Origin of the sequence: Vibrio sp. CDRSL-10 TSBA, from assembly GCA_039696685.1 — a bacterium.
Taxonomy (GTDB): domain Bacteria; phylum Pseudomonadota; class Gammaproteobacteria; order Enterobacterales; family Vibrionaceae; genus Vibrio.
In genome coordinates this window covers 622,666-635,306 of sequence record CP155566.1, presented here as the reverse complement: position 1 = coordinate 635,306, position 12,641 = coordinate 622,666, and the positions used below count along the sequence as shown (strand labels likewise).

At 54.6% G+C, this 12,641-nt stretch carries 8 protein-coding genes and 2 pseudogenes; 8 read left to right on the top strand and 2 right to left on the bottom strand.

Annotated features, from left to right (window positions below; translation table 11 throughout):
- Positions 1–57: 57 nt before the first annotated feature.
- From gltB to ABDK09_10385, 8 genes and pseudogenes are all read left to right on the top strand, one after another.
- A pseudogene (gltB, locus tag ABDK09_10420) lies at positions 58–4,522 on the top strand (glutamate synthase large subunit).
- Between the two features lie 18 nt (positions 4,523–4,540).
- Positions 4,541–5,954 (top strand): annotated as a pseudogene (locus ABDK09_10415) (FAD-dependent oxidoreductase).
- Positions 5,955–6,223: 269 nt separating this feature from the next.
- Complete coding sequence (locus ABDK09_10410) at positions 6,224–6,658, top strand: DUF1499 domain-containing protein (protein ID XAW89956.1); 435 nt, start codon at positions 6,224–6,226, stop codon at positions 6,656–6,658.
- Positions 6,659–6,754: 96 nt separating this feature from the next.
- The gene (mtnN, locus tag ABDK09_10405; GenBank protein ID XAW89955.1) at positions 6,755–7,450 is read left to right on the top strand and encodes a 5'-methylthioadenosine/S-adenosylhomocysteine nucleosidase; all 696 of its coding nucleotides are present in this window, start codon (positions 6,755–6,757) and stop codon (positions 7,448–7,450) included.
- A gap of 10 nt (positions 7,451–7,460) precedes the next feature.
- Positions 7,461–8,414, top strand: a complete 954-nt coding sequence (locus tag ABDK09_10400) for a cobalamin biosynthesis family protein (GenBank protein XAW89954.1) — start codon at positions 7,461–7,463, stop codon at positions 8,412–8,414.
- Positions 8,415–9,299, top strand: a complete 885-nt coding sequence (gene btuF / locus ABDK09_10395) for a vitamin B12 ABC transporter substrate-binding protein BtuF (GenBank protein ID XAW89953.1) — start codon at positions 8,415–8,417, stop codon at positions 9,297–9,299. It abuts the gene before it with no gap.
- A gap of 186 nt (positions 9,300–9,485) precedes the next feature.
- Positions 9,486–10,106, top strand: coding sequence for a TRIC cation channel family protein (locus ABDK09_10390; GenBank protein ID XAW89952.1), 621 nt, complete (start codon positions 9,486–9,488; stop codon positions 10,104–10,106).
- Positions 10,107–10,203: 97 nt separating this feature from the next.
- Positions 10,204–11,049, top strand: coding sequence for a LysR family transcriptional regulator (locus ABDK09_10385; GenBank protein ID XAW89951.1), 846 nt, complete (start codon positions 10,204–10,206; stop codon positions 11,047–11,049).
- On the opposite strand, the gene ABDK09_10380 is transcribed toward ABDK09_10385, so the two are convergent.
- Together ABDK09_10380 and ABDK09_10375 are read right to left on the bottom strand one after the other, a co-directional pair.
- Complete coding sequence (locus ABDK09_10380; protein XAW89950.1) at positions 11,000–11,779, bottom strand: TSUP family transporter; 780 nt, start codon at positions 11,777–11,779, stop codon at positions 11,000–11,002. The two genes, ABDK09_10385 and ABDK09_10380, sit on opposite strands and share 50 nt — an antisense overlap.
- Positions 11,780–11,897: 118 nt before the next feature.
- Positions 11,898–12,521, bottom strand: coding sequence for a serine protease (locus ABDK09_10375; GenBank protein XAW89949.1), 624 nt, complete (start codon positions 12,519–12,521; stop codon positions 11,898–11,900).
- Positions 12,522–12,641: the final 120 nt, after the last annotated feature.

Sequence of the window (12,641 nt, the reverse complement as noted above, 5' to 3'; positions counted from 1 at the left end):
AACGAATAGTTAGTCATTTACTGTCTGGATGACAGAGAAGCAAAAGGGAGAATTGCAATGGCTCTATATGATCCAAGTCTTGAGAAAGACAACTGTGGATTCGGCTTGATCGCGCACATGGAAGGTCAGGCTAGTCATAAATTGGTTCGCACCGCGATTTCTGCTCTCGATCGCATGACTCACCGTGGCGGTATTGCTGCCGATGGAAAAACCGGTGATGGCTGTGGTCTCCTGCTACAAAAACCCGATTCTTACCTGCGCCTGATGGCTGAAGAACAGCACTGGAAGCTGGGTAAGCAATACGCGGTTGGTATGATCTTCCTGAGCAGAGATCCTGTTAAAGCGCAGACTGCGCGCGACATCATTAATAAAGAGCTGGCGCAAGAAACACTCACGGTATCCGGATGGCGTACCGTACCAACCAATCCAAAGGTACTGGGTCCGATCGCCGCGGAATCCCTGCCTGATATTCAACAAGTCTTCATTTCTGCCCCGGCTGGCTGGCGCGAGCGTGATATTGAACGCCGCCTGTACATCGCCCGTCGTCGCATCGAAAAACAGATCACCGAAGACAAAGATTTCTACATCTGTTCGCTATCAACTCAGGTCATTGTTTACAAAGGCTTGTGTATGCCGGCGGACCTGCCACGTTTCTATCTGGATCTGGCAGACCTGCGCATGGAATCAGCCATCTGTCTGTTCCACCAGCGTTTCTCAACCAACACGCAACCTCGCTGGCCGCTGGCTCAGCCGTTCCGCTATCTGGCGCACAACGGTGAGATCAACACCATCGAAGGTAACCGTCAGTGGGCCCGCGCCCGCGCGTACAAGTTCTCTTCTCCGCTGCTGCCGGATCTGAAGAGTGCCGCACCGTTCGTCAACGAAACCGGTTCTGACTCGTCCAGCCTGGATAACATGCTGGATCTGTTCCTGGCCGGTGGTATGGATATCTTCCGTGCCATGCGTATGCTTGTGCCGCCAGCATGGCAGAATCACCCGGATATGGACGACGATCTGCGCGCGTTCTACGATTTTAACTCCAAACACATGGAGCCGTGGGATGGCCCGGCGGGTATCGTTCTGTCTGACGGCCGCTACGCAGCGTGTAACCTTGACCGTAACGGTCTGCGTCCGGCGCGCTACGTGATCACTAAAGACAAGCTGATCACCCTGGCCTCTGAAGTGGGTATCTGGGATTATGCACCGGATGAAGTGGCCGAGAAAGGCCGTGTTGGTCCGGGCGAACTGCTGGTCATTGACACCCGCAAAGGCAAACTGTGGCAATCAGCCGAGATCGATAACGATCTGAAAAGCCGTCACCCGTACCGCGAGTGGATGAAAAATAACGTCTACCCGCTGAAAACCTTTGCGGAATTGCCGGATGATCAGGTCGGTGAGCGCAACTTCGATGAAGATCAGCTCAACACTTACCAGAAACAGTTTGCGGTTACCCGTGAAGAAGTGGATCAGGTGCTGCGCGTCATGGCCGATATGGGCCAGGAAGCGGTCGGCTCTATGGGTGATGACACCCCGATGGCGGTACTCTCTTCTAAAGAGCGCCTGCTGACTGACTATTTCCGTCAGAAATTTGCCCAGGTCACCAACCCGCCGATCGACCCGCTGCGTGAAAAACACGTCATGTCTCTGGCGACCAGTATCGGTCAGGAGATGAACGTCTTTAACGAAACCGATGGCCACGCACACCGTGTGACCTTCGATTCACCGGTCCTGCTTTACTCAGACATGCAGCAGCTGCTGACGCTGAGTGACCAGCATTACCGCAATACGATTCTCGACATCAACTTTGATCCGCAGCAGCAAGACCTGAAACAGGCCCTGCTTGAGCTGTGTGATAAAGCCGAACAAGTGGTGCGCGAAGGCACAGTACTGATCGTGCTGTCGGATCGCGCGCTGACCCAGGGCAAACTGCCGATTCCGGCTGCAATGGCAGTTGGCGCAGTGCAAACCCGCCTGGTTGAAGCGAACCTGCGTTGTGATGCCAACATTATTGTTGAAACCGCCACCGCGCGTGACCCGCACCAGTTTGCGGTCCTGATTGGCTTTGGTGCCACGGCTGTCTACCCGTACCTGGCGTACGAAGTGGTCGGAAAAATGGTCGATGACGGCGTACTGGATAAGAGCTACCGCGACGCGATGCAGAACTACCAGTACGGCATCAACAAAGGTCTGTACAAGATCATGTCTAAAATGGGCATCTCGACTGTCGCCTCTTACCGCTGTTCACAGCTGTTTGAAGCAGTCGGTCTGCACACGGACATCGTGGAGCTGTGCTTTAAAGGCGTCGCGACCCGTATTCAGGGCGCGAACTTTGAAGACTTCCAGCAGGATCTGTTCAACCTGTCACGCAAAGCGTGGACCAAACGTAAAACCGTTGAACACGGTGGTCTGCTCAAATACGTTCACGGCGGCGAATACCACGCCTACAACCCGGACGTGGTCGGCACACTGCAAAAAGCGGTTAAATCCGGCGCAAGCAGCGATTACGCTGAGTTTGCCCAACAAGTTAACCAGCGTCCGCCAGCCATGCTGCGCGACCTGATGAAACTGAAAAAATCCGACAAGCCACTGCCGCTGGAGCAGATTGAACCGGCCACTGAGCTGTTCAAACGTTTCGATTCCGCAGCGATGTCTATCGGCGCGCTGAGTCCGGAAGCGCACGAAGCGCTGGCAACCGCCATGAACCGTATCGGCGGTCACTCCAACTCAGGTGAAGGTGGTGAAGACCCGCGCCGTTTTGGTACTGAGCGTAACTCGCGCATCAAACAGGTCGCCTCCGGCCGTTTTGGTGTCACACCGCATTACCTGACTAATGCTGACGTGCTGCAGATTAAAGTGGCACAAGGCGCGAAGCCGGGTGAAGGTGGTCAGCTGCCGGGTCACAAAGTGACGGCGGAAATCGCCAAACTGCGTTATTCCGTGCAGGGCGTGACGCTGATTTCACCGCCGCCTCACCACGATATTTACTCGATTGAAGACTTAGCCCAGCTGATCTTTGACCTGAAACAGGTCAACCCGCAGGCGCTGGTATCGGTCAAACTGGTTTCTGAACCAGGTGTCGGCACCATCGCGACCGGTGTGGCTAAAGCCTATGCAGACCTTATCACCATCTCAGGTTATGACGGTGGTACCGCAGCCAGCCCGCTGACGTCAGTTAAATACGCCGGCAGCCCTTGGGAGCTTGGTCTGGCAGAAACGCAGCAGGCTCTGGTGGCCAACGGTCTGCGCCACAAAATCCGCCTGCAGGTGGACGGTGGCCTGAAAACTGGTCTGGACGTAATCAAAGGTGCCATTCTCGGTGCAGAAAGCTTTGGTTTCGGTACCGGTCCTATGGTGGCGATGGGTTGTAAATTCCTGCGTATCTGTCACCTCAACAACTGTGCGACCGGTGTTGCGACTCAGGATGAAACCCTGCGCCGCGACTACTTCAAAGGTCTGCCGGAAATGGTCATCAACTACTTCACCGGCATTGCCGAAGAAGTTCGTGGTTATCTGGCTGAGCTGGGCGTTGAGAAACTGACTGACCTGATTGGCCGTACTGACCTGCTGGAAACCGTGCAGGGCATGACTGCGAAACAGAGCAAGCTGGACTTATCCGGCATTCTGGAAGCCCCGGTCTCGCCGGAGAATCTGCCGCTGTACTGCACTCAGCCAAACACACCGTTTGATAAAGGCGTACTGAACCAGAAGATCGTGGAAGATGCGCTGCAAGCGGTTGAAAACCAGCAGTCGACTGAACTGTACTATGATGTGATCAACACTGACCGCTCGGTCGGCGCGCGTCTGTCGGGTGAAATTGCCAAACGTTACGGCAACGCCGGTATGGCCGCTAACCCGATCAAAGTTGTGCTGCAAGGCACCGCGGGTCAGTCATTCGGGGTATGGAACGCCGGTGGCGTAGAGCTGTACCTGACAGGTGATGCCAACGACTATGTCGGTAAAGGCATGGCCGGCGGTAAGATTGTGATCAAACCGCATCTGGGTACTGCGTTTACCTGTAACGAAGCGACCATTGTCGGTAACACCTGTCTGTACGGCGCAACCGGCGGCAAACTGTTTGCTGCAGGTAAAGCGGGCGAACGTTTCGGCGTACGTAACTCAGGCACCATCGCGGTTATCGAAGGCGCGGGCGACAACGCCTGTGAATACATGACTGGCGGTATCGTCGCGATTCTGGGCGCAACCGGAGTTAACTTCGGTGCCGGTATGACCGGTGGTTTTGCTTATGTACTGGATGAGAAACGGTGACTTCCAGGGCCGCGTCAATGACGAATCGGTCGAAGCACTGTCACTGGACGAACTGTACATCCACCAGGAGCATCTGCGTGGCCTGATCGCCGAGCACCTGGAAGAAACCGGTTCAGTGCATGCTGAAAACATTCTCGCGAACTTTGATGAATGGATTCCGAAGTTCTACTTAATTAAACCTCAGTCTGCGGATCTACAGACCCTGCTCGGTCACCAAAGCCGCAGCTCTGCAGAACTGCGCGTTCAAGCACAATAATTGGAAGGAGCCGAAGTAATGAGCCAGAACGTATACCAATTTATTGATGTTAACCGGGTTGATCCGGCCAAGAAGCCGATCAATGTGCGTAAAATTGAATTCGTAGAGATTTACGAACCGTTCACTAAACAGCAGGCGACCGCTCAGGCGGATCGCTGCCTGGATTGCGGTAACCCGTACTGTGAATGGAAATGTCCGGTGCACAACTACATCCCGCAGTGGCTGAAACTGGCCAACGAGGGCCGGATTCTGGAAGCGGCCGATCTGGCGCATCAGACCAACAGCCTGCCGGAAGTGTGTGGACGCGTGTGTCCGCAGGACCGTCTGTGTGAAGGTTCCTGTACCCTGAACGATGATTTTGGCGCGGTCACCATCGGTAATATTGAAAAATACATTACCGATACCGCGTTCGAAATGGGCTGGAAACCAGACATGTCGAAAGTGGTCTGGACCGACAAAAAAGTCGCGATCATCGGTGCCGGCCCTGCTGGCCTCGCCGCCGCTGACGTGCTGGTGCGCAACGGGGTCAAACCTGTAGTGTTTGACCGTTACCCGGAAATCGGCGGCCTGCTGACTTTCGGTATCCCGTCATTCAAGCTGGAGAAAGGCGTGATGGAAAACCGTCGCCGCGTCTTCACTGAGATGGGTGTCGAGTTCCGCCTTAACGTCGAAGTGGGCACAGATGTCCAGTTGCAGGATCTGATCAACGAATACGACGCCGTGTTCCTTGGCGTCGGTACCTACAAGTACATGCGTGCCGGTCTGGAAAACGAAGACGCGCAAGGCGTGTACGATGCGCTGCCGTTCCTGATTTCCAACACTTACAAAGTGATGGATCTGCCAAGCAACGAACCATTCCTCGATATGGCCGGTAAAAAGGTCGTCGTGCTGGGTGGTGGTGATACAGCGATGGACTGTGTGCGGACCTCAATTCGTCAGAAACGCGAGCAACGTTATCTGTGCTTACCGTCGTGACGAAGAGAACATGCCGGGCTCACGCCGCGAAGTGAAAAACGCCAAAGAGGAAGGGGTTGAGTTTATGTTCAACCTGCAGCCGCTGGGGATTGAAGTCAACGCTGCGGGCCATGTCAGCGGCGTTAAAGTGGTCAAGACGGCACTGGGTGAACCCGATGCCGCTGGTCGTCGTCGTCCGGAACCGGTCGCAGGCAGCGAACATGTGCTGGAAGCAGATGCCGTTATCATGGCATTTGGTTTCCAACCACACCAGATGAGCTGGCTGGAACCATTTGGGGTCGAGCTGGATCAATGGGGCCGCATTAAAGCGCCTTCTGAGCAATCATTCCGCTTCCAGACCAGCAATGAGAAAATCTTTGCCGGTGGTGATGCGGTACGTGGCTCGGACCTGGTGGTAACCGCCATCGATGAAGGCCGTAAAGCCGCTGAAGGCATCATGGACTTCCTGGAAGTCTGAGTGTCCGCTCGCTCAGTTTAACCGCTGAGCTATCAGCTTCACTGTTTGACAAAAGGATTCATCATTGATGAATCCTTTTTGTTTTTAACGCTTATAATAGTGACTGGCGGCGGCTGCGTTCGTAAGCTGAGTTGAGTAAACCTAAGACCTAAGCTAGGTAAACCTAAGTTAAACTAACCTAGGTTAAGCCAACTCAGGTTAAGCCAGGCTAAGCGCGATAACCTTGCCGCCGTTCGTCTTCACTCATATCAAGTTACAGGACCGCGCCGATGCGAAGAGAGGGAATCCTGCTGGTTGCCGTGCTATTGCTCAGCGCGTGCAGTCAGGGAGTCGCACCAATGACAGACAGAACCCAAACCCCTTGCGGTGATAAGCCCAATTGTGTTTCCACTCAGGAAAGCCGCGACAAGTTTGCCCTGGTGCCCTTTATCCTGCGTCCGGGCGTGACGCTCGATCAGATTGAACGAGTCGCCCTGACCCTGCAAGGTGCCAAAACCGCCGACAAGCAGGACAACTACCTGCGCATTGAGTGCACCACGCGCTTCCTGCGTTTCGTCGACGATCTGGAACTGAAGCTGCGCGACGACCACCTGATCGTGCGCTCCGAATCACGGGTCGGTTACAGTGACTTTGGCGTCAACCGCCGCCGCGCCGAAAATCTGCGCGAGAAACTGGCCGCCGCCGGTATGCTGCGCCAACCTTAAAGCGCTCTGCGCGCGAATAAACCCGACCTCGCGTAAGCGGCGCAGAACGTGGTAGACTCTGCGCAGTTTTTTCATAATTGATATAAGAGATTCTGCATGAAAATTGGCATCATCGGCGCAATGCAACAGGAAGTCGCGATTTTAAAAGACGCCCTGGAAAACGTTCAGCAAACCAGCAAAGGCGGCGCGACCTATTACACCGGTCAGCTGCACGGCGTAGACGTTGTGGTACTGCAATCGGGTATCGGTAAAGTGGCCGCTGCGGTCGGTACCGCGATCCTGCTTGACGAACACCAGCCGGATGTCGTGATCAATACCGGTTCAGCCGGTGGTTTTGACTCTTCCCTCAACGTCGGCGATGTGGTGATTTCAACTGAAGTTCGCCATCACGATGCTGATGTAACCGCATTCGGCTACGAAATCGGCCAGATGGCCGGCCAGCCAGCAGCGTTTAAAGCGGATGACAAGCTGATGGCGGTCGCAGAGCAGGCGCTGGCGACCATGCAGGACAAACACGCGGTACGCGGCCTGATCTGTACCGGTGATGCCTTTGTGTGTAGCGCTGAGCGTCAGGCTGAAATCCGTCGCAACTTCCCGTCGGTGATCGCGGTTGAGATGGAAGCCTCGGCTATTGCCCAGACCTGTCACCAGTTCCAGGTACCGTTTGTGGTGGTACGTGCGATTTCGGATGTAGCCGATAAAGAGTCACCAATGTCTTTTGATGAGTTCCTGCCGCTGGCAGCGCAAAGCTCGTCAGAGATGGTGATCAAAATGGTGGAACTGCTGAAGTAAAGCCACGCTCATGGACGAGATATTTCATACTCTGTATGCCAATGGTGCGCTCCTGGTGATGTGGGGCGCGCTGTTATTTCACCTGATCCTGCCAATTCCGCGCAGTGCTCATCCGGTCACGCTGTGGCACAAGTTCGCCGATCTGCTGGCCAGTAAAGTCAACACCCAAACCAACTACGCTCAGAGTCAGTTATCCGGCACCTTAGCCTGGATGCTGATGATCCTGCCGGCGCTGGCGGTGCTGATTGCCCTCAAACCCCTCGTCTGGCAACCACAGCTGTTTGAAATGGCTCTGCTGCTGCTGGCACTGGACTGGCGCAGCCAGGAACAGCTCGCCAATCAGCTCAGTCAGGCGCTGGCACGCGAAGATAAAAAGCTGGCGCGCAGCCTGCTGGTTCCTTACGTCAACCGCAATACCTCAACCTTGTCACCTCTGGGGCTGGGTAAAGCCGGTACCGAAACCATAGTGATGGGTTTTGGCCGCAATGTGGTGTGCGTGCTGTTCTGGTACGGCTTACTCGGTGGCGTTGGAGCCCTGCTCTATCGTCTGATGGTCGAACTGGCTCGCGCCTGGTCACCGTCCCGTGCCCGTTTTCAGCCATTCGGTCTGCCGGTGGTGCGCGCGGTCGCGATGCTGGAATTTATTCCGCTGCGCCTGTTCACTTTGTTCGTGGTGTGCGGCAGCAAAGCCGCACAAGTGTTGTCGACTACACTGGCACAAAGCCGCGCCTGGCCTCTGCCTGGCCCGGGCTGGCTGCTGTGTGCCGTCGGCAACAAACTGCAGCTGTCGCTGGGCGGACCGGCCATTTACGGCGAGCAGAAAGCGGTGCGGGTCAAAATTGGCGGTCGGATTGCCCCGTCAGCCATTCATCTGGCGCAGGTGCATAAACTGCTGGCCTGGCGTATCTTCGCCTGGATTGTGGCAGAAAGCGCCGTGCTGGTATTGATTCATCAAGGAGTTTAAATGCGCCTCTGGACGCTCAGCCTTATCTGTTTCAGCGCCTGGTGTCAGGCCACCCCGTCTCAATCTCAGGTCGCCCCGGCTCTATCTCAGGTCGCACCGGCTCACGCTCACTCTCAGGCCTCATCAATACAGCGGATTGTCAGCCTGGCACCGCACGCGACCGAAATCGCCTTTGCCGCCGGCCTCGGCGATAAACTGGTGGCGGTCAGTGAACACAGCGACTACCCGCCTGCCGCGCAGAAGATTGAGAAAGTTGCCAACTATCAGGGCATCAAGATCGAACGTATTCTGGCTCTGCATCCGGATCTGGTGCTGGCCTGGCCGTCGGGCAATCCGGCACGCGAACTGGATAAACTCCGGCAGCTCGGCCTCAATATTTACTATTCAGAAACCGGCGATCTGGACAGTATTGCCACCAATATCGAAAAACTGAGCCAATACGCCGATGACCCGTCGGTCGGGGCCAGGGCCGCGGCTGATTTTCGTCAGCAGCTCAGTGAACTGCGCGCCCGCTATGCCGATGCAAGACCAGTGCGCTACTTTTATCAGCTCAGTCAGAAGCCGATCATTACTCTGGCCCAAAACGGCTGGCCGACGGAAGTGTTCCGCTTCTGCGGTGGTGAAAATGTGTTTCAGGACAGTCCTTCTCCCTACCCGCAGATTGGGATTGAACAGGTACTGGTCGCTCAGCCGGAAGTGATCTTCACCTCTCAGCATGCGATGGCAAACGGCACCATGTGGTGGCGCTGGTCAGAGCAACTGCCGGCCGTGGCCAAGCGTCATGTCTGGTCACTCAACTCCGATTGGATCAACCGGCCGACTCCGCGTACCCTCAATGCGATCAAACAGGTGTGTGATTATTTTGATCAGGTGCGAAATCAGTAACAGGATCGGCAAAAATCCCTTACAATCTGCGCCCCATAAATACATCACTCGCAGGATGTTATCCGCCGCTAAACCGGCTGTGGCCAGATTAGGTTATGCTTAAAGCAGCCCAAGGCCGCAGGTTATGTCGTCGCGGCCGTCATCCGACGAACCTTTATTCACCGATTTAACAAAGCGAACGACACCTTGGATACTTCACTGCTCTTTCTGATCGATATGTTTGGTACTGCAGTTTTCGCCATTTCCGGCGTACTTTTAGCCGGACGGTTAAAAATGGATCCGTTCGGGGTTATTGTGCTGGCCAGTGTTACCGCTATCGGCGGCGGCACGATCCGCGACATGGCTCTGGGCGCTACCCCGGTATTCTGGGTGCGGGATACCACGTATCTGTGGGTGATACTGATCACCTGTATTGCCATGATGATTGTGGTGCGCCGTCCAAAGCGTCTGCCGTGGTGGATTCTGCCGGTATGCGATGCCATCGGCCTGTCGGTCTTTGTCGGTACCGGAGTAGAAAAAGCACTGATGTATCAGGAATCAGCGATGATTGCGATTATCATGGGCGTGATCACCGGCTGTGGCGGCGGCATTATCCGTGACGTACTGGCGCGTGAGATCCCGATGATACTGCGTAGTGAAGTGTATGCCACCGCCTGTATTATCGGCGGCGTATTCCATACCACCGCACTGGCCATGGGCTATGACAGCTCGACCGCATTTATCTCCGGTACCCTGTCGACCCTGATTATCCGCCTCGGTGCGATTCGCTGGCACTTATCGCTACCGACGTTTGCGCTCAGCCGCTAAATACAGGCCACCCGATTAAGGTGGCCTTATTTTTAAGCACTCACGCGACAAATCAAGTACACTATTTCCATCTATTCCTGATTGTCATTGAAAGTCCATGCTATTGGAAGGCATTGAAACTTTGCTGGTACTGAGCAAAGAAAAAACCATGAGTCGTACCGGCAGCCAGCTCTACATCAGCCAGTCTGCGGTCAGCAAACGGATTGCGAATCTGGAGAAAAAACTGGGTAAAAAGCTGATTACTCCGGCCGGTCGGCACATCAAACTGACCGCCGAAGCCGAGCAGCTGATTGCCAATATCGGCCCGACCTTTAACGAACTGCGCGGTCTGATCTTCGAGCAGCAGACGCTGGAAGATAACACCCAAATCCGCCTCGACTGTTCGGAGACCCTGGTGGCCGGTTATCTCAGTAACGTGATGGGTGAATTTCGGCGTCGCGATCCGCATTTTACCATCACCACCCACCATACCCCGCGCATCGTCGAGCATGTCCAGTCCGGTAAAGCGACTCTGGGATTCTGCGCCGGTTATCTGCCGGGCAACCACGGTCTGATGACGTTTCATCTGCTTGATGAGCCATTCTGTATCGTCAGTCACAGCCCGCTGAGCGGTCTGCCTGCCGAGCTGGTGACCAACGATTTAACCAATCCGGCCAACACCTATCAGGCCGCGATCCTGGCCCGGCTGGGTATTACGCCGGTGATGGAGATGGACTCCTACACCGCAGCCGCTCAGCTGGCACTGGGTGGTATGGCGCCGGCTCTGGTGCCTTTGTCTATCGTCAATACATTGAAAATCGAGCCGGTCTACTGTCACTATTTTGCCGAGCTGGCGCCGCTGTTTCGCCCGATTCACATCTGCGTGCGCGCCACCAGCTACCGTTCACAACGGGTCAGAACATTGATAGCAACCATTGAGAGTGCTGTTGCCACAGCAGCTTAGTCGCCATCAGCATCGACATCACAATCACCAACGGACGAATCCATTTCTGCCCCTTACTGATCACCACTTTTGCCCCCAGGCGCGCGCCGATAAAACCGCCCACCGCCATGGTCAGGCCGATTTGCCAGATAGTCAGGCCGGCAATCAGGAAGAACGTTAATGCGGCAATATTGGACGTAAAGTTGAGTACCTTAGTGCGTGCGGTCGCTTCCACCAGGCTGAAATGGCCCAGCACCACAAAACAGACGGTAAAAATCGAACCGGTGCCCGGCCCGAAAAAGCCGTCGTAAAAACCGACCCCACCGCCGACACAAAACGCAAACAGCGCTTCCGGCAACGGCTTTTTACCTGAGTCGGCACGGGTTTGCGGCGCCAGAAGAAAGTAGAGTGAGATCGCGATCAGCAGTACAGGAATAAGACTGGTCAAAAGCGAGGCATCAAACAGTTGCACCAGTTCTGCGCCGACCGCCGAACCGATAAAGGTACAGGCAATCGCAAGCCGCAAATCTTTGAGACTGACAATGCCGTTGCGGACAAAATACCAGCTGGCCGAAAAACTGCCGAACGAGCTTTGCAGCTTGTTGGTGGCCAAAGCCTGCGTCGGCGGCACCCCGGCCGCCAGCAGCGCCGGCAGAGTCAGCAACCCACCGCCGCCCGCCATCGCATCAATAAACCCGGCCACACCCGCGACCACAAACAGCAGAGCTAAAATATCTAACGAGACTTCCATGAACTTCCAAAACTGAGACGAGAAAGGCTACACGCTACCACTGTGCCACGGCCTGCAACAGCGAATTGAAAGAAAATGATTCATTCCAGATATTCAACGATTAAATCACGCAGCGCGACTAACGATAGTAATCTTTGCCCGTTATCTGATGCAGCCAGTCTTTCACTGCATATAAAGAAACAAACACCGCCGGATTAGAGACTTTCTCACCGCTCGGCCAGGTGACACTGCCGGAGACGTAGCCATGATTGATGCCGATCAGTTCATCATCATCGTTGTAAACCCCACCACCAGACATACCACTGGATACGACACCTGTAGTCGCAGACATCTGGCATCCGTCCCAGTCTTGCACGAACACATCTCCGACGTACTTACCTTTGCTGGCAGAAAGCGGTAAGCCTATCGGATAACCAACATGCAGGATATCTTGCCCATTCAACACCATCCCGATACTTGCATGAACGGTGCCGGCACTTCTTACCAGGGCAATATCGCAATAAGGATGGTAATACACCTCACGCCCCTGCAAAGATAAAATCACTTTATTGTGTTTAGCCGTCAGCAACCAGGTTTCATCCAATCTGGTCATAGAACCTTCAATACTGGCCAACACCGGAATTCCAACAAATATTTTCTGGTTGTTTTGCCCTATGGCTTGATCAATATCAGCACCAGAGATCAAATGACTACTGCATCCGGTGAGCATCAAATAAAGCACAATCACGATAAATTTCAGCATGGCCACGCACTCCAGTGAACAAGGAGGAACTAGCCTTACTGATATTTAGATCACTTAATATTGTTATTTTTATGATTGGAATCACACTAACAATAGAGTAATAGATGAGAAACGTGACTC

Coding starts and splice junctions, on each gene's coding strand:
- ABDK09_10380 (XAW89950.1), bottom strand. CDS start 11,779: ATGGAAGTCTCGTTAGATATTTTAGCTCTGCTGTTTGTGGTCGCGGGT.
- ABDK09_10385 (XAW89951.1), top strand. CDS start 10,204: ATGCTATTGGAAGGCATTGAAACTTTGCTGGTACTGAGCAAAGAAAAA.
- ABDK09_10400 (XAW89954.1), top strand. CDS start 7,461: ATGGACGAGATATTTCATACTCTGTATGCCAATGGTGCGCTCCTGGTG.
- ABDK09_10410 (XAW89956.1), top strand. CDS start 6,224: ATGCGAAGAGAGGGAATCCTGCTGGTTGCCGTGCTATTGCTCAGCGCG.
- ABDK09_10375 (XAW89949.1), bottom strand. CDS start 12,521: ATGCTGAAATTTATCGTGATTGTGCTTTATTTGATGCTCACCGGATGC.
- mtnN (XAW89955.1), top strand. CDS start 6,755: ATGAAAATTGGCATCATCGGCGCAATGCAACAGGAAGTCGCGATTTTA.
- btuF (XAW89953.1), top strand. CDS start 8,415: ATGCGCCTCTGGACGCTCAGCCTTATCTGTTTCAGCGCCTGGTGTCAG.